General features: G+C 42.1%; 25 protein-coding genes. 23 read left to right on the forward strand and 2 right to left on the reverse strand.

Annotated elements, in window-relative coordinates; genetic code table 11:
• Nucleotides 1-2: 2 nt before the first annotated feature.
• From KQI91_RS12080 to KQI91_RS12105, 6 genes are all read left to right on the forward strand, one after another.
• Entirely contained in the window at nt 3-1,346 is a 1,344-nt protein-coding gene (locus tag KQI91_RS12080; protein WP_216393062.1) for a peptidoglycan D,D-transpeptidase FtsI family protein, read from the forward strand.
• A gap of 96 nt (nt 1,347-1,442) precedes the next feature.
• The gene (locus KQI91_RS12085; RefSeq protein ID WP_216393029.1) at nt 1,443-1,895 is read left to right on the forward strand and encodes an NUDIX hydrolase; all 453 of its coding nucleotides are present in this window, start codon (nt 1,443-1,445) and stop codon (nt 1,893-1,895) included.
• Between the two features lie 125 nt (nt 1,896-2,020).
• Entirely contained in the window at nt 2,021-2,332 is a 312-nt protein-coding gene (locus KQI91_RS12090) for a hypothetical protein (RefSeq protein ID WP_216393030.1), read from the forward strand.
• Between the two features lie 4 nt (nt 2,333-2,336).
• A complete protein-coding gene (locus KQI91_RS12095; protein WP_216393031.1) occupies nt 2,337-3,356 on the forward strand; it encodes a DUF2953 domain-containing protein in 1,020 nt (339 codons plus the stop codon).
• 2 nt (nt 3,357-3,358) lie between these two features.
• Nucleotides 3,359-3,733, forward strand: coding sequence for a GerW family sporulation protein (locus tag KQI91_RS12100; protein WP_216393032.1), 375 nt, complete (start codon nt 3,359-3,361; stop codon nt 3,731-3,733).
• A 73-nt stretch (nt 3,734-3,806) separates the two neighbouring features.
• Entirely contained in the window at nt 3,807-3,944 is a 138-nt protein-coding gene (locus KQI91_RS12105; RefSeq protein ID WP_216393033.1) for a hypothetical protein, read from the forward strand.
• An 82-nt stretch (nt 3,945-4,026) separates the two neighbouring features.
• Here KQI91_RS12105 and rpmB read toward each other — a convergent pair whose 3' ends face one another.
• Entirely contained in the window at nt 4,027-4,215 is a 189-nt protein-coding gene (gene rpmB / locus KQI91_RS12110) for a 50S ribosomal protein L28 (protein ID WP_072521178.1), read from the reverse strand.
• Between the two features lie 155 nt (nt 4,216-4,370).
• Between rpmB and KQI91_RS12115 the strand changes: the two genes are divergently transcribed.
• The 10 genes from KQI91_RS12115 to KQI91_RS12160 all read left to right on the forward strand — a co-directional run bounded on the left by KQI91_RS12115 (nt 4,371) and on the right by KQI91_RS12160 (nt 13,264).
• Nucleotides 4,371-4,730, forward strand: a complete 360-nt coding sequence (locus tag KQI91_RS12115) for an Asp23/Gls24 family envelope stress response protein (protein ID WP_216393034.1) — start codon at nt 4,371-4,373, stop codon at nt 4,728-4,730.
• A 21-nt stretch (nt 4,731-4,751) separates the two neighbouring features.
• Nucleotides 4,752-6,416 carry a DAK2 domain-containing protein gene (locus tag KQI91_RS12120; RefSeq protein WP_216393035.1) on the forward strand — a complete coding sequence of 555 codons (1,665 nt, stop codon included), beginning with the start codon at nt 4,752-4,754 and terminating at the stop codon, nt 6,414-6,416.
• 2 nt (nt 6,417-6,418) lie between these two features.
• On the forward strand, nt 6,419-8,470 hold the full coding sequence (recG, locus tag KQI91_RS12125) for an ATP-dependent DNA helicase RecG (RefSeq protein WP_216393036.1): 2,052 nt from the start codon (nt 6,419-6,421) through the stop codon (nt 8,468-8,470).
• Between the two features lie 77 nt (nt 8,471-8,547).
• Complete coding sequence (locus KQI91_RS12130) at nt 8,548-8,952, forward strand: DUF6465 family protein (RefSeq protein ID WP_216393037.1); 405 nt, start codon at nt 8,548-8,550, stop codon at nt 8,950-8,952.
• A gap of 189 nt (nt 8,953-9,141) precedes the next feature.
• Nucleotides 9,142-10,545 carry an alanine/glycine:cation symporter family protein gene (locus KQI91_RS12135; RefSeq protein WP_216393038.1) on the forward strand — a complete coding sequence of 468 codons (1,404 nt, stop codon included), beginning with the start codon at nt 9,142-9,144 and terminating at the stop codon, nt 10,543-10,545.
• Between the two features lie 116 nt (nt 10,546-10,661).
• Nucleotides 10,662-10,889 (forward strand): alpha/beta-type small acid-soluble spore protein, encoded by a 228-nt coding sequence (locus KQI91_RS12140; RefSeq protein WP_216393039.1) that lies wholly within the window; start codon nt 10,662-10,664, stop codon nt 10,887-10,889.
• 276 nt (nt 10,890-11,165) lie between these two features.
• A complete protein-coding gene (locus KQI91_RS12145; RefSeq protein WP_022389309.1) occupies nt 11,166-11,561 on the forward strand; it encodes a methylglyoxal synthase in 396 nt (131 codons plus the stop codon).
• The gene (gene rsmD, locus KQI91_RS12150) at nt 11,558-12,112 is read left to right on the forward strand and encodes a 16S rRNA (guanine(966)-N(2))-methyltransferase RsmD (RefSeq protein WP_216393040.1); all 555 of its coding nucleotides are present in this window, start codon (nt 11,558-11,560) and stop codon (nt 12,110-12,112) included. The genes KQI91_RS12145 and rsmD overlap by 4 nt, the downstream gene beginning before the upstream one ends.
• Nucleotides 12,113-12,122: 10 nt before the next feature.
• Nucleotides 12,123-12,632, forward strand: a complete 510-nt coding sequence (coaD, locus tag KQI91_RS12155; RefSeq protein WP_216393041.1) for a pantetheine-phosphate adenylyltransferase — start codon at nt 12,123-12,125, stop codon at nt 12,630-12,632.
• A complete protein-coding gene (locus tag KQI91_RS12160) occupies nt 12,629-13,264 on the forward strand; it encodes an ATPase (protein WP_216393042.1) in 636 nt (211 codons plus the stop codon). The genes coaD and KQI91_RS12160 overlap by 4 nt, the downstream gene beginning before the upstream one ends.
• On the opposite strand, the gene KQI91_RS12165 is transcribed toward KQI91_RS12160, so the two are convergent.
• On the reverse strand, nt 13,241-14,191 hold the full coding sequence (locus KQI91_RS12165) for a hypothetical protein (protein ID WP_216393043.1): 951 nt from the start codon (nt 14,189-14,191) through the stop codon (nt 13,241-13,243). The genes KQI91_RS12160 and KQI91_RS12165 overlap by 24 nt on opposite strands.
• Before the next feature lie 94 nt (nt 14,192-14,285).
• On the opposite strand from KQI91_RS12165, the gene KQI91_RS12170 reads away from it, so the two are divergent.
• From KQI91_RS12170 to lepB, 7 genes are all read left to right on the forward strand, one after another.
• Complete coding sequence (locus KQI91_RS12170; RefSeq protein ID WP_216393044.1) at nt 14,286-15,737, forward strand: aminoacyl-histidine dipeptidase; 1,452 nt, start codon at nt 14,286-14,288, stop codon at nt 15,735-15,737.
• A 100-nt stretch (nt 15,738-15,837) separates the two neighbouring features.
• Nucleotides 15,838-16,650 carry a M23 family metallopeptidase gene (locus KQI91_RS12175; protein ID WP_253288564.1) on the forward strand — a complete coding sequence of 271 codons (813 nt, stop codon included), beginning with the start codon at nt 15,838-15,840 and terminating at the stop codon, nt 16,648-16,650.
• A gap of 99 nt (nt 16,651-16,749) precedes the next feature.
• Nucleotides 16,750-17,556 (forward strand): GTP pyrophosphokinase, encoded by an 807-nt coding sequence (locus KQI91_RS12180; protein WP_216393045.1) that lies wholly within the window; start codon nt 16,750-16,752, stop codon nt 17,554-17,556.
• A gap of 10 nt (nt 17,557-17,566) precedes the next feature.
• Nucleotides 17,567-19,459 (forward strand): YgiQ family radical SAM protein, encoded by a 1,893-nt coding sequence (locus tag KQI91_RS12185; protein WP_216393046.1) that lies wholly within the window; start codon nt 17,567-17,569, stop codon nt 19,457-19,459.
• Nucleotides 19,460-19,474: 15 nt separating this feature from the next.
• Complete coding sequence (locus tag KQI91_RS12190) at nt 19,475-20,098, forward strand: hypothetical protein (protein WP_216393047.1); 624 nt, start codon at nt 19,475-19,477, stop codon at nt 20,096-20,098.
• A gap of 19 nt (nt 20,099-20,117) precedes the next feature.
• Entirely contained in the window at nt 20,118-21,092 is a 975-nt protein-coding gene (locus tag KQI91_RS12195) for an RluA family pseudouridine synthase (RefSeq protein ID WP_216393048.1), read from the forward strand.
• Between the two features lie 7 nt (nt 21,093-21,099).
• Nucleotides 21,100-21,657 (forward strand): signal peptidase I, encoded by a 558-nt coding sequence (gene lepB, locus KQI91_RS12200; protein WP_216393049.1) that lies wholly within the window; start codon nt 21,100-21,102, stop codon nt 21,655-21,657.
• Nucleotides 21,658-21,687: the final 30 nt, after the last annotated feature.

The following is a 21,687-nucleotide window of genomic DNA, read 5'->3' on the forward strand; positions in this document are numbered from 1 at the left end:
TTATGGGACTGATCGGTTACCTGATTTATTTTAACACACTAAAAAGTGATGACTTCATTAACAGTCCTTACAATACACGCCAGGATTCTTTTTCAGACCGTGTTGTCCGCGGCAAGATCATATCTTCAGATGGAGAAGTACTTGCACAGACAAATGTTTCTGAGGATGGAACAGAAGAGAGATCTTACCCTTATGGAAGCATCTTTGCTCATGTAGTCGGCTACGATACCAACGGCAAAAGTGGACTTGAATCCGAAGCAAACTTCCAGCTTCTGTCCTCCCATGATTTCTTTCTGAATCAGATTCGTAATGAATTCATGGGAACTAAAAATACAGGAGATACGGTTGTATCTACTCTGAATGCAGATTTGCAGACCACAGCTTACAATTCTCTTGGCGATCGCAAAGGAGCAGTTGTTGCTTTGGAACCTTCCACCGGCAAAATTCTTGCCATGGTAAGCAAGCCAGATTTTGATCCGAATACCATTGCCCAGAACTGGGACACACTTGTAAACGATGAAACAAACAGCAGTCTTCTTAACCGCGCAACTATGGGACAGTATCCTCCGGGATCTACTTTTAAAGTCGTAACTGCGCTGGATTATTTCCGCAGCAAAGGAAGCTTCAACGGATTTTCTTTTGACTGTCAGGGCACGATTACAAAAGAAGAGCATACCATTCAATGTTACGGGGGAAAAGTTCATGGTACAGAAGATTTCTACTCTGCATTTGCCAACTCCTGTAACTGTGCATTTGCCGAAATCGGAACCGAGCTTGGAGGAGCTTCCCTGCTCAAAACAAGTGAAGATCTCCTCTTTAACCAGAAATTGCCATTAAACTCCTATAGAAAAAGTTCTTTTACTTTGAATGGCAGTTCAGGCATTCCACTGATCATGCAAACTGCAATTGGTCAGGGTAATACTCTGGTATCTCCTATGCATATGGCTCTGATCACAAGTGCCATTGCCAACAATGGTGTTCTGATGAAGCCATATCTTATTGATAAAGTAGTTAATGACAGCGGCGATACAGTCACAACAACTGAACCAGCTACGTATAAAAATCTGATGACCAGCAACGAGGCAGCTCTGCTTGGCAAACTGATGCAGGGTGTTGTACAAAACGGAACTGCTACTGCACTCAATGGGCGTGGATACAGTGTCGCCGGCAAAACCGGTTCTGCAGAGTATGATGAAAATGGTTCCAGTCATTCCTGGTTTATCGGTTATTCCAATGTCGATGATCCGGATCTTGTTGTTGCAATCATCGTAGAAGGTGGCGGAACCGGAAGTGAAGCCGCTGTTCCGATTGCCGCAGATCTCTTTGATGCCTATTACTTTGACTGATACCCGAAGTTATAGTTGCCAGTTAATTAAAAAAGAGTTATACTATAACCAGTTCGAGATATAAAACTCACACGCATTACAGGAGGAAATTGCAAAATGATAGAAGCAACGAGCTGTGGCGGTGTGGTAATTTATCGTGGTAAAATACTGGCACTGTACAAGTCTTACAAAAATCGTTATGAAGGCTGGGTGCTGCCGAAGGGAACCGTAGAGCCGGGTGAAACACATATTCAGACCGCTTTACGCGAGGTGCATGAAGAAGCAGGAGTCAAAGCTTCCGTAGTGAAATATATTGGCAAAAGTCATTATAATTTTACGGTACCTGAAGATATCGTTACAAAAGAAGTACATTGGTATCTGATGACGGCTGATAATTATCATAGCAGACCTCAGAGAGAAGAGTTCTTCGTAGATTCCGGTTATTACAAATTTCATGAGATCTATCACCTTCTCCGTTTCTCCAATGAGAAGCAAATTGTAGAAAAAGCATATCAGGAATATCTGGAAATGCGGAGTCAGGGACTCTGGGGGAAACAGCGCAGAGTTTAAGTTCTGCAAAAATGTATTCAGACAGGGCTGCGTACTTTACGCAGCCCTGTTTAAATTTAAAAAAAAGGGATATCCTTTGTATTGGGAAAGTCCTAATCTTATATTCTAAAGGAGCAATGAAGCAGATGCTGAAATGGCACAAAAAATATTATAAGGGCAACGGTATTCAGCATGCCTCCAGAATCCGTCTGAAACTTGCTCTGGGAAAACCCGTCCCCGGAGTTTATCTGATTACCCTTTCGGACAATCCTCATAATCTTCTGGAAATTTTGCCCGCCATGACACTTATTCAGGAAACTGCCGCACGTATGTGTCCGGAGATTGTTGGAATTGCCAGCGGAAAAGACGAAGCTCTGGAACTGGTTACACTGATGATTCAGACTATCTATGAAGAGACCGGTGATTTTAAAGTAAAAGAATATTGGAAGAACAGGTGAACGCATGCTACATATTTTGTGGATACTGATCAAATTTATATTAATACTGGCAGGCATACTGCTTGGGCTGATCTTATTAGCAGTCCTTCTCCTTTTATTCTGTCCGGTCAGATACAGTGCAGCTGTAGCAAAAGAAACTTCCTCTTTTCGCGATATATCTGCCCACGCCAAAGTAAGCTGGCTGTTTGGAGGCATCGCCATACATTTTGACTACAGCAGAGAACAGACAAAATCAGATTTCAGATTATTTGGCATCCCGCTCCTGAAACTGATACAGCATTTTCGTTCCCGCAAAATCTCTCATAATAAGAGACCGACATCTTCTGTGCAGGAAACCCTGTCGGACACCAATATTTCGGGCAGCTACAGTGAAACAGATCCTGCTCCTTCAGTTTCAGACACTATCTCAGAAAAAACAGACAGCCTTTTTCCGCCATCCTCTGATTTTTCTGAAAAAGCAACTGCAGAAGAACAAACAAAAGAAGAGAAGGAAGCAGAACTGCACTACTGGAAAATAAAAATAGAAGGATTCTTTTTCCGCCTCGGAAACATTTGCCGTACTATCTGCGACCATATCAGATATTTTCTGGAAAAAATCAAAAAGATTCCTTCCACTGTTGAGAATTTTTCTTTAACAATCGAAAATATTTGTGCTAAGATAGAGGCATACAGAAGTTTTCTGGAACACCCCAGAACCAGAGCAGCCTTTTCTCTGGTCAAAACAAAATTCCAAAAACTTCTCCGTCATGTATTCCCGACAAAAATTCAGGGAACGCTTACTTTTGGAAGCACAGATCCCTCTGTAACCGGTACAGTTCTTGCGGTTCTTGGAATGACTATTCCATTACATCAAAACTGTATTTCTGTTACTCCCGTCTTTGAGGACCGCAATATTCTGGAAGGTTCTGTTCAATTAAAAGGGCGTGTCTATGGATTTCTGCTTGTACGCACAGCAGTAGAATTATATTTTAACAAAAATATCAAATATGTCATCAGACGATGGAAACATAATAAGGAGGACTGATTATGTCAGGCGAAAACAATTTCAAAGATACTGTAAACTCACTCTTCAAAGGTCTGGATGCTTTTATTTCAGCCAAAACCGTTGTAGGAGATGCTATCCACGTAGGAGATACGATCATTCTTCCTCTTGTCGATGTCTCTTTCGGTGTAGGTGCAGGCGCTTTTGAGGGAGAAAAGAAGAGTAATGGAGGCGGTGGTATGACCGGAAAACTGACTCCAAGTGCTGTACTTGTCATTCAGAATGGTTCCACCAAACTGGTCAACATCAAAAATCAGGACGGACTTACCAAAGTTCTGGATATGGTTCCTGATTTTGTAGACCGTTTTTCATCTGGATTTGGAAAAGACGATTCTTCAGACACTGAAACAGCAGAATAAGACTCCTCACATTCATTCCCAGGAGCATCTTCGCATATAATACTGTAAGTTCTATTAGAACAGAGGTCGGAATATGGGAAGGCTCCTGGGTTTTATGCTGTTCTGTATTGGAATCGGAATGGTAATCGGTATGCTGGTCGCAGAACATGTGATCCTTGTAATCTCAGCCGGCCTTTGCCTTCTGTGCGGATATCATATGTTCTGTCGATAACCACTTATTGCTTTGTACGAAAAAATGCCTGGAAGGATATCCCCTCCAGGCATTTCTGCGATCGTTCTTATTGATTGAACTCTTATGCTCTTTCTACTTTTCCGGATCTCAGACAAGAAGTACATACATACATCTTCTGTGCACCGCCAGTAGCAGTCTTAACTCTAACGGACTTTACGTTAGATTTCCACATTTTATTAGATCTTCTATGTGAATGACTTACATTATTTCCGAAATAAGCACCTTTTTCACAAACTGCACATTTAGCCATGATAGCACCTCCTTGACGCTTTTTTTCAACAGGTCTTATTTTAACAGATGAATTTACCTTTTGCAAGTAAAAAAACAGAAATTCTAAAAATAATATTCCTTTTTCTTCAAAAAAAGGTTATAATACATGCATACTAAAAAATTGGAGGTACCTATATGAATGGACGTATAGATTCCGGATTAGGACAAATCGTCATTGATACAGACGTTATTGCTACCTATGCAGGAAGTGTTGCAGTCGAATGTTTCGGTATTGTAGGAATGGCTGCTGTCAGTATGAAAGACGGATTGGTTAAACTTCTTCGCAAAGAAAGCCTGAAACATGGCATTAGTGTATCGGTTACTGAAGAAAACAAAATTCGCCTGAATTTTCACGTGATCGTTGCATATGGAGTAAATATCAGCACGATTGCAGACAATCTTGTCAGCAATGTAAAATATAAAGTTGAAGATTTCACCGGTATGGAAATTGAAAAGATCAACATCTATGTGGAAGGCGTACGCGCCATCGATTAAAAGTCAGAGGAGGAACTTGTGGTGAATATAAAAACCATAGATGCCAAAGTACTTTCCAGAATGTTTCTGGCCGGTGCCAAAAACCTGGAAGCAAAAAAAGAATGGATCAATGAATTAAATGTATTTCCTGTTCCAGACGGAGATACAGGTACTAATATGACAATGACGATCATGTCTGCCGCTGCAGAAGTAAGCGCGCTGACAGATCCGGATATGGAGACCCTGGCAAAAGCTATTTCTTCAGGATCTCTTCGCGGTGCCCGCGGAAACTCTGGTGTTATCCTGTCCCAGCTTCTGCGTGGATTTACCAAAGGTGTCAAAAAACACAGCGAATTAGACGCTGTAACTATCGCTGATGCTATGGAACGTGCTGTTGAGACAGCCTATAAAGCAGTTATGAAACCAAAGGAAGGAACCATTCTTACTGTAGCCAAGGAAGCTGCCGCCAAAGCTCTTGAAATTGCTCCGGAAGCAGAAGCACTGGAACCTTTTTTTCATGATGTATTCCAGCATGCAGAGATTACTCTTTCCAAGACACCTGATATGCTTCCAGTCTTAAAAGAAGCAGGTGTTGTTGACTCTGGCGGACAGGGACTTCTTGAAGTCCTTCGCGGTGCGATCGACGGATTCCTTGGAAAAGAAATAGACTATTCTGCTTTTGAAAAACCGGCAGGAGCATCCGTTACAAAAATTTCTCCTCAGGCTGAGGCAAATATCAAATTCGGTTACTGCACAGAATTTATCATTCTTCTCAACAAGCCTATGCCTGTAGAAGAGGAACATTCTTTCAAGGAATTTCTTACATCTATCGGTGATTCTATTGTTCTTGTCGCAGACGATGAGATTGTAAAAGTTCATGTGCATACCAATCATCCTGGTCAGGCAATTGAACGTGCCCTGACTTATGGAGCACTTTCACGTATGAAAATCGACAACATGCGCGAAGAACATCAGGAAAAACTGATCAAAGATGCTGAAAAGCTCGCCAAACAGCAGGAAGAGGAAGAAAAGAACCAGACCCCACCAAAAGAAACCGGTTTTATTGCAGTTTCTGCAGGTGCTGGTCTTACAGATATTTTCCGTGAGCTCGGAGTCGATTATCTGATTGAAGGCGGTCAGACCATGAATCCAAGTACAGAGGATATGCTGAATGCAATTGATAAAGTCAATGCCAAAACAATCTATATCCTTCCAAACAATAAAAATATCATTCTGGCAGCCAATCAGGCACGTGATCTTACAGAAGACAAAAAGATCATTGTAATTCCAACCAAAACGATTCCTCAGGGAGTTACCGCACTGATCAGTTTTGTTCCAGAAAAGACGGATGAAGAAAATACCGAAGAAATGATCGATGCAATTTCCCGTGTACGTACCGGTCAGATCACATACGCTGTTCGTGATACCCGTATCGAAGACAAAGAAATTCACGAAGGTGATATCATGGGTATCGGTGACAAAGGAATTCTTTCTGTAGGAAGTGGCAAAGAGAATGTTGCCATCAGTACTGTAGATGCCATGATGACAGATGACGCAGAAGTAATCAGTATCTATTACGGAACAGATACAACCGAAGAAAAAGCAGAAGCACTGGCAGCTGCACTTGAAGAAAAATATCCAGAATGTGAAGTAGAAGTGAACAACGGTGGACAGCCGATTTACTACTACATTATCTCCGTAGAATAAACATGGGTGAAAGTTTACAGACCTTAAAGGGTGTAGGAGAAAAAACAGAAAAACTGTTTCAGAAACTCGGCATCTATGATACCGATGATCTCCTGCATTACTACCCGCGAAATTATGATGCATTTGAAACGCCGGTAGATATCGCAGACTTAGAAGAGGGGACGGTAAAATCCGTCTCTGCTGCGGTATGTTCCGGCGTTTACGTTAGTTCCGTAAAAGGAAAGCAGATCATCACTGCAACGATCCAGGACTCCAGCGGAAAAATCAACGTAATATGGTTTAACATGCCATATCTCCGTACAGTATTAAAAAAGGGCAGTGTTTTTGTTTTTCGTGGTCGTATTATACACAAACAGTCCAGGCTTCAGCTGGAACATCCGGAAGTCTTTACTCCGGCAGCTTATGAAGAAATCTTGCATAGCCTTCAACCTGTTTATGGTCTCACTGGAGGTCTTTCCAACAAAACTGTAACCAAAATGGTGCAGCAACTCCTGCAAAATCTTCCTATGTATAATGAATTTCTTCCGGAAGAAGTACGAGAACGCTATCAACTTGCAGACATCAACTATGCACTGCGCACGATTCATTTTCCTCATAATATGGAAGAGCTTCTTTTGTCCAGAAAACGTCTGGTGTTTGACGAATTTCTGTTTTTTATCCTTTCTGTTCAGATGTTAAAAGAAAAAACAGAAGAAACTCCCAACTGTTTTCCAATCAGTAAAACATGGACCACCGAACAGATCATCGAAAGTCTTCCATATTCTCTGACAAATGCGCAGTTAAATACCTGGCATGAAATTGAACGCGACATGTCCGGTCAGGCATTGATGTCAAGACTTATTCAGGGCGATGTTGGAAGTGGCAAGACGATCATTGCGTTTCTCGCTATGATCCTTGCCTGTGAAAATGGATATCAGGCTGCACTGATGGCACCTACAGAAGTCCTTGCCAGACAGCATTACGAGGGCTTTCTCAAACTGCAGGATGAACAGGGACTTCATTTTTCTGTTGTACTGCTTACGGGAAGCAATACTGCAAAAGAAAAAAGAGAGATTTACAGCCAAATAGCCTCTGGCGAAGCCAGTATCATCATCGGCACACATGCACTGATTCAGGAAAAGGTAGAATACTGCAATCTTGCCCTGGTCATCACCGATGAACAGCATCGTTTCGGGGTCAAGCAAAGAGAAGCCCTTACAACCAGAGGAAATCCTCCAAATATTCTGGTCATGAGTGCTACGCCGATTCCAAGAACGCTGGCTATCATTCTCTATGGTGATCTCAATATCTCCGTTATTGATGAACTTCCTGCCAGAAGGCTTCCAATCAAAAACTGTATTGTCGATACTTCATATCGTCCCAAGGCATATTCCTTTATCCAGAAGCAGATACAAGAGGGACACCAGGCCTATATTATCTGCCCAATGGTAGAAGAGAGTGAAGGACTGGAAGCAGAAAATGTTCTTGATTATACCAAAAAATTAAAAGGAATCTTTCCATCGGAAATTCAGATCACCTCCCTACATGGAAAAATGAAAGCCAAAGAAAAGAATCTGATCATGGAAAAATTTGCAGCAAATGAAATTCAGATTCTTGTATCGACTACCGTTATAGAAGTAGGTGTAAATGTTCCAAATGCGACTGTTATGATGGTTGAGAACGCAGAAAGATTCGGACTTGCACAGCTTCATCAGCTTCGTGGCCGGGTAGGACGTGGCGAACATCAGTCTTACTGTATTTTCATTCAGAGTTCCAAAGAAGAAACCACTTCCAAACGCCTGGAAATTCTGAATAAATCCAATGACGGCTTCTTTATTGCAGGAGAAGACCTGAAACTCAGAGGTCCCGGAGACCTCTTCGGCATCCGTCAGAGTGGAGTGATGGAATTTCGGATTGGGGACATTTACAATGATTCTGAAATCCTGAAATCTGCCAGCGAAGCCGCGGCAGAAATCCTTTCGTTGGATCCGGATCTCTCGCTTGAACAACATGCCCTTTTAAAAAAGCAACTACTGAAATGTCAGAAAAATGCTCCCGGTGGATTCGGTCTTTGAAAGAAAACGTTGCAAATTGGAGAAAAACGTAGTATTCTAGTACCGTAAAATTATATTCACCTTGTAAGGAGGCTATTATGGCTACAAGAACAACGACAAAAAAAGCAGAACTCAAGACATCTACTGCGAAACCGGCTACCGAAAAAGAGGCTCCTGCAAATATCGCTGTTGAACCAGCTAAAACTACTGTCAAAAAAACAGCTGCCAAAAAAACAACAGTTAAAAAAGCTGCTGTCAAAAAACCGGCTGCGAGAAAAACTGTTTCTAAAAAAGCTGTTTCTTTAAATACAGAAGTATATGTACAGTGGCTTGGCAAGGAAGTCTTTGAAAAAGACATCGTAGACAGCATCAAAAAAATCTGGACTGAAGAAATGGGCAAAAAAGAAGCAGATCTTGTAGATCTGAAAGTTTATATCAAACCGGAAGATAACGGTGCACATTATGTTATCAACGGTGATATAACAGGATTCATCGGATTATAAGACAATTCCTGTTATGCAAGAATCAGATGGTCAGAATTGATCATCTGATTTTTTTTACACCAGATTAACCGTTTCTTATCATTTTCTGTACTTTTTTGCAAATTCATGCTATTATAAAGAGAATCTGTCTGCTTTAGCACGACATTTGTTCTTACAAAACAGTCAAATAAGAAGAGAGGGATTAAATGAATGTTGTCTGTAATTGAATCAATCAACAATGCTGTAAACAATTTCATCTGGGGTGTACCCGCAATGATCTGTATTATCGGCGTAGGTCTTTACCTCAGCATACGCACAGGTTTTCTTCAGATAAGAAAATTCCCGTATGCCATGAAAACCACCGTTGGACGTATGCTCCGCAAGCGTGAAGCTTCTGATGGAAGCATGACCCCGTTTCAGGCTGTCTGTACAGCACTTGCCGCCACTGTCGGTACAGGAAATATTGCCGGTGTTGCAGGAGCGATTGCCATCGGAGGCCCTGGTGCCGTATTCTGGATGTGGATTTCCGCACTTCTCGGCATGTGTACAAAATTTTCAGAAGTAACACTGGCCGTCCATTTCCGTGAAACAAATGCAAATGGTGAACTCGTTGGCGGTCCGATGTATTATATCAAAAACGGTCTCAAAAAGCACTGGCATTGGCTTGCCTATCTTTTTTCTGCTTTTGGTGTACTTACCGTATTCGGAACCGGAAATGCCACACAGGTAAATACGATCACTGCAGCTGTTGATTCTGCCCTGATGAACTATAACCTCATTTCTTCTGACGGTATTTCAACAGCTAACCTAATCATGGGCATTATCATTGCTGCGCTTGTCGCTCTGGTTCTTCTTGGAGGAATCAAACGAATCGGTCAGGTAACAGAAAAGCTCGTTCCATTTATGGCAGTTTTTTATATCGTTCTTGCACTTGGTGTTGTTCTCCTCAATGTAAATCGTGTTCCTTATGTATTTTCTTCTATTTTTAAGGGTGCGTTTACTCCGGCTTCTGTTACCGGCGGAGCAGTGGGAAGCTTTTTTATGAGTATGAAAAAAGGTGTGTCCCGAGGTATCTTTTCAAACGAAGCAGGACTTGGTACCGGTTCAATTGCACATGCATGTGCCGATACTCGCAAACCTGTCAAACAGGGATTCTTTGGAATTTTTGAAGTATTCACAGATACTATTGTAATCTGTACCCTCACAGCACTGGTTATTCTCTGCAGTGGCATACCGGTTTCTTATGGCGACGCAGCCGGTGCAGAGCTTACCATTCTTGGCTTTACTTCTACATATGGCAGCTGGGTCTCTATCTTTACTGCTGTTGCAATGTGCTGTTTTGCATTTTCCACGATCATCGGATGGGGACTTTATGGTGCAAGATGCTGTGAATTTCTGTTCGGAAGTTCCAAAACAATAAAACCTTTCATGGTTTTATATTCCCTGGTAGCCATTCTTGGTGCCACTGTAGATCTTGGACTTCTGTGGAATATTGCCGAAACCTTTAACGGTCTGATGGCAATCCCGAACCTGATTGCTGTATTCCTGCTTTCCGGTGTAGTCGTAAAACTTGTACAGGAATATTTTACCAGCGGAGACGGCAAAAATGCCTGATCGTGATTTTTAAATTTTCTTCCAGTTCGTGCAGAATGTTCCAGTGTATTTCTTTTTTATCTTCATATACTAGCACTGTAACATCCAATTAAACGAAAACCAAGGAGGAAATAATCATGACAAAAAATACTTCTTCTAACAGAGCAGTTGTACCGGAAGCCAAAGGAGCCCTGGATCGTTTTAAATTTGAAGTTGCAAATGAACTGGGGGTTCCGCTTACAGACGGATACAACGGAAACCTTACTTCCAAGCAGAACGGAAGCGTAGGCGGCTATATGGTCAAAAAAATGATCGAGCAGCAGGAACGTCAGATGTCCGGCAATTCTCAGAACGAACAGTATTAATTTTTTGTTCCGTGAATCAGATTTGACGATTTCTGACTGAAATAGTGCTGTTTTATAACTGTTCGCAGATATAAAACAGCACTGTTTTTTTCTGCGTGCAATGGTTTACATTTTGCAAAAAGAAGTGTAAAATAATAGAAATATTAATTTTCCATGAATTTTGTATATATTTGCAAGATTTAATTGCCATTTTTTTGTTGACTTGTTATAATATATGCGAATAGCTGCATTATAAAAAAACCAGTAAATGTATTGGTGAAAATGGAGAGATGAACGATGAATTTAGGAATCATTGCACACAACAGTAAAAAAGTACTTATTGAAGATTTCTGTATCGCCTACAAGAATATCCTAGCCAAACATGAGGTCTATGCCACTGGAACCACCGGTCGTCGAATCGAAGAGGCCACAAACCTTCATGTTCATAAGTTTCTTGCCGGAAGCATTGGCGGGGACAAACAATTCATGGAAATGGTAGAGCGTCAGGATCTTGACATGGTTATTCTTTTTTATAATCCGGTTATGATTGACCCGAAAGAACCGGATATCACAGCTATCGTTATGCGCTGTGACCAGTATAATATACCGGTTGCCACCAACATCGCAACGGCAGAGCTTTTGATTCTCGGTCTTGCCCGTGGTGACCTGGATTGGAGACTGAATCTGAAATGAGAGTAATTGCTGGAAAAGCCAGACGTCTTAGTCTTAAGACCGTTCCTGGCATGGAAACCCGACCGACTACTGACCGGATCAAAGAAACTTTATTCAATATTTTACAGCCGGAAATTCCTGACTGTCGTTTTCTTGATCTGTTCAGTGGCAGTGGCGGTATTGGAATTGAAGCACTGAGTCGTGGTGCGGAATCTGCTGTCTTCGTAGAAAAAAATCCCAAGGCATGCGCATGCATCCGGGAGAATCTTACATTTACAAAACTTGCTGAACATGGTAAACTGCTGAACATGGATGTTTTACAGGCACTTCGTTCTCTTGAGGGTGAAGAGGCCTTTGACTGTATTTTTATGGATCCTCCATACAGCAAAGATCTTGAGCATCAGGTACTTGATTATCTGAAGGACAGTACTCTGGCAGATGCCGATACCCTGATCGTGGTCGAGGCTGATCTGCACACAGATTTTTCGTATGTTGAAGATCTTGGATACGAATTATCCCGTTCCAAAGAATACAAAACAAACAAACATATATTTTTGCATAAAAGAAAGTGAGAAAACACATATGGTAACAGCAGTATATCCGGGAAGCTTTGACCCTGCAACTTATGGTCATCTGGATGTTATCCGCCGTGCAAGCGTCTCTTTTGACAGAGTAGTAGTGGGAGTTTTGCAGAATTCTGCAAAAAGTCCGTTGTTTTCTGTGAGGGAACGTGTTAATATATTGGAAAAGGCAACAAAAGACATTCCAAACGTGATAATCAAACCGTTTGATGGGCTTTCTGTTAATTTTGCCAGAGAAAATCATGCACAGGTGATTGTTCGTGGTCTGCGTGCTGTCACAGATTTTGAATATGAACTCCAGATGGCTCAGACAAATCGTGTCCTGGCTCCGGATGTTGATACCGTATTCCTTACAACCACTCTGGAATACGCTTATGTCAGCTCCACGATCATGAAGGAAGTTGCCCGTTTCGGTGGTGATCTGTCTAGCTTTGCACCGCCGGAGATCATAGAGACACTGTATGCAAAACTGCAGGAAGAAAAAGATAAGAACAAGGAGAATACATTATGAGCAGCAGAATCGAACAGCTTATTGATGAAATTGATGAATTTATAGAAAGTTGTAAATTTCAGCCATTATCCGCAACAAAAATCATTGTAAACAAAGAAGAGATCCAGGAGCTTCTGAGAGAGCTTCGTCTTAAGACTCCTGATGAGATCAAACGTTATCAGAAAATTATCAGCAACAAAGACGCAATCCTCGAAGATGCGCAGTCCAAAGCTGACAGTCTGATCGCTGATGCACAGGTAAAAGCCCAGGAACTCGTAACTCAGCACGAGATCATGCAGAAGGCGTATGCCCAGGCAAATGACACTATCAATGCTGCAAACAAACAGGCTCAGGAGATTCTTGATTCTGCGACACAGGATGCCAACAGTATTCGTCTGAGCGCGATCACTTATACTGATGATATGATGGCAAACATTGGTTCTGTCCTGAATCAGACTCTGGAAGATGCGGGCGGCAAATACAAGGGATTTATTGATTCCCTGCAGAGTTGTCTGGATGTTGTCAATCATAACCGTCAGGAACTGGCTCCACAGACTGCACAGGCAGCCGCTATGACCGGTTCATACCATGAAGAAATGCCAGCAGAAACTCCGGATGAGGATACTCTGTTAGACAATCTTGACGAAGAATAATACGAGTAATACTGCTATACTCCCAGTCAGAAGTTTTGCGATTACATAAGGTATCAATGACAGCCTTTTCGTAATCACGCTTCTTGTCTGGAAGGTAATGCAAATCCCGCCAAATGCTGTCAGAAATACTGCCAGCATATATTTTGTCATGAACTGGAGATTTGCCGATTGGAGCTGATACAGCCCTGTCGTTATTTCCATGATTCCGGAGATTATATATCCCGGTATCTGTTCAGATTTCCAGAATCGACAAATGCAGGACGACAGAATGGAAAACATAAGGATATACCCGCCGAGTCGGGTGATTGTTTCAAACCCATTCATAATGGAGACATCCAGAAAAGCTCCTGTTGAGCTTGAGATGGATGTCTTTTTTTTCACAGTTTTATGAGCAGCTGCTGTACAAGTATTGTTTTTAAAAACTATAAATCGAAAGAACAGTAAAACCGGCAGGTTTGCAAGCAGCAGAAGCAACCAGACCTGTACAAAATCCACCTGATCTTTCAGGCAGATATGACACATATATGTACGTAAAAAAACCGGACTCGGATGATTCACAAAAGTCAGAAGATATTCCGCTTCAGTTTTGTCTATTTTCTGGCTTTCATACAGATCAGAGGTAACTTTTGCCCCCATTGGATAACCGCACAGAATTCCTATCAGTAATGCATACGCTCCGTTGACTGAAATTCCCAGCAGGAGATTCCATATCTTTTCCAATGGTCTCAGCAAGGTTCCTGTCAGGTCCACATGGATCAGGATCCCAGTCAGGATCAGAAACGGAAGCAGTGTTGGCAGGATCACATTCAGCCACAGATTCATACCACTTCTTGCTGCGCAGAGTGCATCTTCCGGATAACAAAGTAAAAATAATACCAATAACAGACTGATGGCAGTCCAACCAATTCTTTTTATAAGAAGCTTCATAAAAACTGCCGCTTTTTTCTTTATCCTATGCCGCATATCAGACAGATATGTCGATAAAAATATATGTAACAAATGTTTAATGGAGGAAATCATTATGAGAGTATTAGAAAACTGTGAGCCTAAAAGAGTTTTTTACTATTTTGAAGAAATCTGTAAAATTCCTCATGGCTCTGGAAACACAAAACAGATCAGTGACTATCTGGTAAATTTTGCCAAAGAACATAATTTTGATTATGTTCAGGATGAAATGAACAATGTAGTAATCTACAAACCAGCCACTGCTGGATACGAAAATGCTCCGACCGTTATTCTTCAGGGCCATATGGATATGGTCTGCGAAAAAAGGCCAGATGTAGAACATGATTTTGAGAAAGATGGACTCAATCTTTCTGTCAAAGACGGTTATATCACTGCCAACGGAACTACACTCGGCGGAGATGATGGTATCGCAGTTGCTTATGCACTGACACTTCTGGACAGCACCGATCTGCCTCATCCAGCTCTGGAAGTCCTCATCACAGTCGATGAAGAAATCGGTCTGCTTGGTGCAGTGGGACTTGACTGCAGTGTCCTTAAAGGCAAACGTATGATCAACATGGACTCTGAAGCAGAGGGAAGCCTCTGGATCAGTTGTGCCGGCGGACTTTCTGCAGTCAGCCATATTCCGGTGCAGCGAGTAGAAGCGGAAGGTGAAAAACTTCAGATAAAAATTTGCGGTCTGATAGGTGGACATTCCGGTGCTGAGATTGATAAGAAGCGTGCAAATGCCAACATTCTGATGGGTCGTTTCCTGTATGGACTCAAAAGAGAAGCCGCTTATGAAATCATTTCCATGACCGGCGGGCAGAAAGACAATGCCATTACACGTGAAGCTGTCTGCAGCATTCTCGTCTCAAAAGAAGAAATTGAAGCAGTTAAATCATACGCAGCCAAAACAGAAGAGAACTTCCGTGAAGAATACGACGGAAGTGACAAAAACATTTCTGTTCAGATTTCAGAAGAAAATCACGAAATCACACAGGTACTTCATCCGACCAGCCGTGAAAAAGTTCTGTTCTATCTGATGGAAATTCCTTTCGGCATTCAGAAAATGAGTGCAAATATTGAGGGACTTGTAGAAACTTCTACCAACATCGGTATTGTGAAGCTTTCAGAAGACGAGTTTTTTGGAAGCTCCGGGGTCAGAAGCTCCGTAGAAGCAGCAAGAGATGCTCTGTCTGACAAAATTCAGTACCTGACTGAATTTCTTGGTGGTGAATACGAGATTCAGGGAGCTTATCCTGCATGGGAGTACCGTAAGGAATCCCCGCTGAGAGACAAAATGGTTGATATATATGAGGAAATGTACGGACAGAAGCCAGAAGTTGTAGCAATCCATGCCGGTCTGGAATGTGGCCTGTTTTACAAAAAAATCGAAGGACTTGACTGTGTTTCCCTTGGACCCAACATGAAAGATATTCATACTTCTGAAGAAATTCTGGATATTGCATCTACAGAACGTGTATGGAACTATCTTGTAAAAGTTCTGGAACAGTTAAAAGACTGATTTTTTTCATATTTTTCCAAAAAGACTTCGCACTATGCGGAGTCTTTTTGAAATTTCCACATCATATATTAGCACAATACTACTGTCGGGGAGATCTCCTATGTCCCGTTCACATTCTTTCTTTATTTTACTGTCCATATGTATTCTCAGCTCTGTTATATTAACATATATTCTTTCAGAACGAAGTACTGTATCTACTTTGAAAAAAGACATCTGGTTTTCGGATGACTTTCGTGAACAAGATCTTTCTCCTGATCTTTATGATTCCCTGACAACAAATACTGTTTTTTCTCCGGATTGGACCGGTGTTCTGACTACGACCATGCTTACCGGCAATTTTCATCCTCACAAAATCTATCAGGATTCCCATCTTTATCTGAAATACAAAAAATACGAATTTCTGCTTCTAAAAAAAGCTTATCGTGCTGTCTGGAATGATCTCCGTTTTTTTCCGGTAGCAGATTCTGCTGTATTCTTTGAAGATTCCTGGATGGAATCCAGAAGCTATGGTGGTTCCCGTCATCACGAAGGTACTGATCTGTTCGGTCAGAATACTATATCCGGCTATTATCCGATCATCAGCATGACTGACGGTGTCGTTGAACAAAAGGGATGGCTTCCTCTGGGTGGATATCGTATTGGTATTCGTGCGGATTCTGGTGGCTATTTTTACTATGCCCACCTCGCGTCCTACGAAAAAGAATTTTCTCCGGGAGATACCGTACATGCCGGTGATATCCTTGGTTTTATGGGAAATACCGGATATGGCAAGGAGGGAACATCCGGAAAATTCCCGGTACATCTGCACCTTGGAATTTATATTTCTGTTCCCGGAACAGAAGAGCTCAGCATAAATCCTTATCATATTCTGCTCGCAGTAAGAAAAAATATCAGAAAGTACACATATTACTAACAAAAATTGTACAAATTGTGTTATACTGTATGGGAAGTTTTGTCTTTTGATATTTCAGTTATGAACTTCAAAGCAACAATCCTGCAAGGAGCGATATTTATGGAAATACAGTTATGGAGAAGTATTTTATGTCCATATGAACTTGCAGTCAGAGAACTGATGGTCAAGTTTGAACATATTATAGATGAACACAAGCAAAACGACCTGTATTCCCCGATAGAACAGGTCAGTGGACGCGTCAAAAGTCTTCCGAGTATTCTGGAAAAAATGCAGCGCAAGCATATTCCCATGGACAAAATGGAAGAGGAGATTGAGGATATTGCCGGCATCCGTATCATCTGCCAGTTTGAAGAAGATATCGATACAGTGGCGTCCATCATCCGCAGGCGTAGCGATATGGTCGTCAAAAGTGAAAAAAATTACCTGAAACACATCAAGCAGAGTGGATATCGAAGCTATCACCTGATCATCTATTATACAGTAGATACGATCAATGGTCCCAAAAAACTTCAGGCAGAAATACAGATTCGTACCATGGCCATGAATTTTTGGGCTACCATCGAACATTCCCTGCAATACAAATACAAAGGTGAAATGCCATTACATGTAGCGGAGCGCCTCAGCAATGCCGCCGACGCGATCATTGCCCTGGATCAGGAAATGTCCTCCGTACGTGATGAAATCATGGACGCACAGAATTCATCCCAGACACAGTCAAATCTGGTAAAAGATATTCTGCTCAGTATCGAAAACCTCTATAAAATCTCTAACAAACGGGAAGTCGAAAAGATTCAGGACGAATTTCTGCGCGTATTTCGTACCAAAGATCTGCAGCAGCTCGCTCGATTTCATCGGCAGCTTGATATTATTGCGGAGGGTTATCGTGCCCAGTCCGTTTCATTTTAGGAGTATATAAATGCAAAAGTTTTTACCCGTAACAAAACAGGAAATGCAGCAACGCGGCTGGGATCAGGTTGATTTTGTGTATATCACAGGAGATGCCTATGTCGATCATCCTTCTTTTGGTTCCGCTATCATCAGTCGCCTTCTGGAAAGCCGAGGTTATCGCATTGGAATCATTCCACAGCCAGATTGGAAAAAGAAAGAAAGTATCCAGGTTTTTGGTGAACCCCGACTTGGTTTTCTTGTAACTGCCGGCAATATGGACTCTATGGTCAATCACTATACCGTATCCCGCAAGCACCGCCAGAAAGACTCTTATTCCCCAGGTGGTGAAATGGGTCTGCGCCCGGATATGCCAACAGTCGTATATAGCAATCTTATCCGGCAAACATACAAACATACCCCTATTATCCTTGGCGGTATTGAAGCAAGCCTGCGCAGACTTGCCCATTATGATTACTGGAACAACCGGGTACGACGCAGCGTACTGATGGATTCCGGTGCTGATCTGATTTCTTATGGCATGGGCGAGCACTCCATTCTTCAGATTGCAGAAGCTCTGCAGAGCGGACTTCCAGTCGAAGAGATTACTTATATTCCAGGCACTGTTTACAAGAGCAAAGATTTGTCCCGTGCTTATGAACCCCTCGTACTTCCTTCTTATGAGGAAGTATCATCCAGCAAACGCATCTATGCTGAAAGTTTTGCCATTCAGTACCGCAATACAGATCCGTTTACAGCCAGCCCCCTGGCCGAAAGCTATGGCAACAGAGGATATGTCATACAGAATCCACCCGCACAGCCACTGACCCAACAGGAGATGGACGATGTCTATGACCTGCCCTACACGGATACATGGCATCCAATGTATAATGCAAAGGGTGGAATCCCTGCCCTGGAAGAAATCAAATTCAGTCTTACTAGCAACCGTGGCTGTTTCGGCGGCTGTAATTTTTGTGCTCTGACATTCCATCAGGGCAGAATCCTTCAGACACGAAGTCATGAATCTATTTTGAAGGAAGCCGTCAAAATGACTAAAGACCTTGATTTCAAGGGATATATCCACGATGTAGGCGGCCCAACTGCAGATTTCCGGCAGCCTTCCTGCCAGAAACAGCTGACCAAAGGTGTCTGCCAGAATCGCCAGTGCCTTTTCCCAAAACCATGTGGAAATCTCCAGGTAGATCATTCCGATTACGTTTCTCTTCTTCGGAAGCTCCGCAAAGTACCGGGTGTCAAAAAAGTCTTTATCCGGTCAGGTGTACGTTTTGATTATGTTGTAGCAGATAAAAGTCCTGTATTTATGCAGGAGCTTGTAAAATATCACATCAGTGGCCAGCTTCGTGTGGCACCGGAACATGTTTCTGATCAGGTACTTCATTATATGGGCAAGCCATCTCATCAGGTATATCAGACCTTTCTTCGAGAATATGATAAAGCAAACGAAGCAACCGGAAAGAAACAATATGCTGTTCCGTACTTTATGTCATCACATCCTGGGTGTACACTTAAAGATGCTGTAAAACTCGCAGAATATGTCCGTGATCTCGGTTTCACACCGGAACAGGTGCAGGATTTTTATCCTACACCATCCACCTTATCTACCTGTATGTATTATACCGGTATCGACCCATTGGATGGCAAACCTGTCTATGTGCCAAGAGATCCTCACGAAAAAGCAATTCAACGTGCATTGATGCAGTACAAAAATCCGGCCAACCGCAAACTGGTTTTGGAAGGACTGCAAAAAGCCGGTCGCATGGATCTGGTAGGATTTGGGCCAAAATGTCTGATTCGTCCGGAGCGAAAGGGTGGAAATCCATCCTCTGACAAAAATGCCAGTTCTTCACACAAACCGGCACGCAGAACAATTCGTAATACTCACAAGAAAAAAGTAAAAAAGTAGCCAAAGGAGCGTTTCATGAAAAAAACAAAAAAGAGTACTTTCATTCGAAAAGGAGATTTCGGATACCTTGCCTCTGAAAAGAAAAAACGAATCCTTATCACCACTGTTTTATTCGCAGTTCCCCTGTTGATCTTTTTTTCTGCAATCCTGTATTTTCATACCAGACTGACCATCTGGACTGTAATAGCTGTTGTCGGCTGTCTTCCTGCGTGCAAATCTCTGGTCAGCCTGATAATGCTTTTCCGTGCTAAACCTGTGGATGCATCTGTATACCATAAAATCCACGAACATGCCGGTGCACTTACAATGTCTTATGAAATGTACATGACATTTTACGAAAAGAGTGCAAATATTGACGCATTTGCCATCTGTGGAAACACTGTTGTCGGATACAGTAGCGATCCTAAGGTAGATGCAGCTTTCATGGAACAGGAATGCCAGAAGATTCTCAGAGGAAACAGTTTTAAGGCAACTGTCAAAATCTTTACAAGGCTGGAGCCTTTTCTGGAACGTCTGGATTCCATGAATGCACATAAAGAATCTCTGGAAGAAGGAATCAAGTTCCGCCCGGATGAGAAATATCCGGAACTTTCCAGAAATGAGCTGATTAAGCACACCATCCTTGCAATCTGCCTGTAAAGGAGTTTATAAAAGTTTTATGAGAGAATTCCAAATTACCGAAAACGAAGCAGGGCAGCGTTTTGACAAATATCTTGCCAAGCTGCTTCGAAATGCACCCAAAAGCTTTTTTTACAAGATGCTTCGCAAAAAAAATATTACCTTAAACGGCAAAAAAGCAACTGGAAATGAAAAACTCAGCGCCGGAGATCAGATTAAGCTGTTTCTCAGTGATGAGACTTTTTCCAAATTCAGCCATCAGGAGCAGACCGCGAGAGCTTTGACAGATCTTGACATCATATACGAGGATTCTGATATCCTGCTGATCAATAAACCCGCCGGCATGCTTTCACAGCCCGCCGATACAAAAGAACCATCTCTGGTAGAATATCTGATCGGCTATCTTCTGCAAAACAGATCTCTGACAGAAGAAGATCTGAGGACCTTTCATCCCTCTGTATGTAACCGTCTGGATAAAAATACCAGCGGTATCATCGCTGCAGGCAAATCTCTTGCTGGATTGCAGGAACTGTCAACTCTGTTCCATGACCGTACGGTCCACAAAGATTATCTCTGTATCGTAGAGGGAATCGTTACACGGCCAGAGCATATCCGTGGATTTCTGTCAAAAGATCCGAACCTTAACAAAGTCACCGTATCACAGAACAGGAGCAAAGATGCACAGCCAATAGAAACACAGTATACTCCTGTATGTCATAATGGAGAAGTGACCCTTCTGAAGGTTCGCCTGATCACCGGACGCACCCATCAGATCCGTGCACATCTGGCATCTGAAGGACATCCGCTCGCCGGTGATACCAAATATGGAGATTCACAATTCAACCATTATTTCCGGGAACACTATAATCTGAGGCATCAACTGCTTCACGCATACCGTCTGACCTTTCCAAAACTGGAGGGCAGACTGCAAAAACTGTCCGGCAAATGTTTTGAGGCTTCTTTGCCGCTACAGTTTCAACGCATATTAAAAGAAGAACAGCTTAGAGGAGAGTAGAGTTATTATGAAAGATTTACACGAAGTCTGGGATTATGTAAAAATGATCATTATTGTAGTTGCAGTGGTACTCGTCGTAAACAATGTCGTTCTGATCAATGCAAAGATTCCATCTGAATCTATGGAAAATACGATCATGACCGGTGACCGTATCTTTGGATTCCGTATGGCATATGGTCTGAACTTTGATTTCTTTGGTAAACATATTTCCCACAAGACAAAAGATCCAGAACGTTTTGATATCATCATTTTCAAATTTCCGGATGATGAAAGCCAACTGTTTATCAAACGTCTGATTGGTCTTCCGGGAGAAACCGTAGAAATCCGCGATGGAAAGGTATACATAAACGGCTCAGAAGAACCTCTTGATGACAGTTTTGTAGCAGAAGTACCTACTGGCAATTACGGACCTTATACCGTGCCGGAAGACAGCTATTTTATGCTTGGTGACAATCGCGAATATTCCAGAGATTCCAGATTCTGGAAAAACACCTTTGTTTCATTTGATGAAATCGTCGGAAAAGCAGTCATTCGTTATTATCCATCCATTAAACTCCTGAACTGATTCTGCAAATAATCAAATCTTAGTAAGGAG

The sequence above is a fragment of the Blautia sp. MSJ-19 genome, assembly GCF_018918125.1.
Lineage (GTDB): Bacteria > Bacillota > Clostridia > Lachnospirales > Lachnospiraceae > Blautia_A.

Coding starts and splice junctions, on each gene's coding strand:
- KQI91_RS12170 (WP_216393044.1), top strand. CDS start 14,286: ATGAGAGTATTAGAAAACTGTGAGCCTAAAAGAGTTTTTTACTATTTT.
- coaD (WP_216393041.1), top strand. CDS start 12,123: ATGGTAACAGCAGTATATCCGGGAAGCTTTGACCCTGCAACTTATGGT.
- KQI91_RS12085 (WP_216393029.1), top strand. CDS start 1,443: ATGATAGAAGCAACGAGCTGTGGCGGTGTGGTAATTTATCGTGGTAAA.
- KQI91_RS12140 (WP_216393039.1), top strand. CDS start 10,662: ATGACAAAAAATACTTCTTCTAACAGAGCAGTTGTACCGGAAGCCAAA.
- KQI91_RS12135 (WP_216393038.1), top strand. CDS start 9,142: ATGTTGTCTGTAATTGAATCAATCAACAATGCTGTAAACAATTTCATC.
- KQI91_RS12145 (WP_022389309.1), top strand. CDS start 11,166: ATGAATTTAGGAATCATTGCACACAACAGTAAAAAAGTACTTATTGAA.
- KQI91_RS12090 (WP_216393030.1), top strand. CDS start 2,021: ATGCTGAAATGGCACAAAAAATATTATAAGGGCAACGGTATTCAGCAT.
- KQI91_RS12190 (WP_216393047.1), top strand. CDS start 19,475: ATGAAAAAAACAAAAAAGAGTACTTTCATTCGAAAAGGAGATTTCGGA.
- KQI91_RS12095 (WP_216393031.1), top strand. CDS start 2,337: ATGCTACATATTTTGTGGATACTGATCAAATTTATATTAATACTGGCA.
- KQI91_RS12175 (WP_253288564.1), top strand. CDS start 15,838: ATGTCCCGTTCACATTCTTTCTTTATTTTACTGTCCATATGTATTCTC.
- KQI91_RS12130 (WP_216393037.1), top strand. CDS start 8,548: ATGGCTACAAGAACAACGACAAAAAAAGCAGAACTCAAGACATCTACT.
- KQI91_RS12185 (WP_216393046.1), top strand. CDS start 17,567: ATGCAAAAGTTTTTACCCGTAACAAAACAGGAAATGCAGCAACGCGGC.
- KQI91_RS12105 (WP_216393033.1), top strand. CDS start 3,807: ATGGGAAGGCTCCTGGGTTTTATGCTGTTCTGTATTGGAATCGGAATG.
- lepB (WP_216393049.1), top strand. CDS start 21,100: ATGAAAGATTTACACGAAGTCTGGGATTATGTAAAAATGATCATTATT.
- KQI91_RS12100 (WP_216393032.1), top strand. CDS start 3,359: ATGTCAGGCGAAAACAATTTCAAAGATACTGTAAACTCACTCTTCAAA.
- KQI91_RS12195 (WP_216393048.1), top strand. CDS start 20,118: ATGAGAGAATTCCAAATTACCGAAAACGAAGCAGGGCAGCGTTTTGAC.
- KQI91_RS12160 (WP_216393042.1), top strand. CDS start 12,629: ATGAGCAGCAGAATCGAACAGCTTATTGATGAAATTGATGAATTTATA.
- KQI91_RS12080 (WP_216393062.1), top strand. CDS start 3: ATGGGACTGATCGGTTACCTGATTTATTTTAACACACTAAAAAGTGAT.
- rpmB (WP_072521178.1), bottom strand. CDS start 4,215: ATGGCTAAATGTGCAGTTTGTGAAAAAGGTGCTTATTTCGGAAATAAT.
- KQI91_RS12165 (WP_216393043.1), bottom strand. CDS start 14,191: ATGAAGCTTCTTATAAAAAGAATTGGTTGGACTGCCATCAGTCTGTTA.
- recG (WP_216393036.1), top strand. CDS start 6,419: ATGGGTGAAAGTTTACAGACCTTAAAGGGTGTAGGAGAAAAAACAGAA.
- KQI91_RS12115 (WP_216393034.1), top strand. CDS start 4,371: ATGAATGGACGTATAGATTCCGGATTAGGACAAATCGTCATTGATACA.
- rsmD (WP_216393040.1), top strand. CDS start 11,558: ATGAGAGTAATTGCTGGAAAAGCCAGACGTCTTAGTCTTAAGACCGTT.
- KQI91_RS12180 (WP_216393045.1), top strand. CDS start 16,750: ATGGAAATACAGTTATGGAGAAGTATTTTATGTCCATATGAACTTGCA.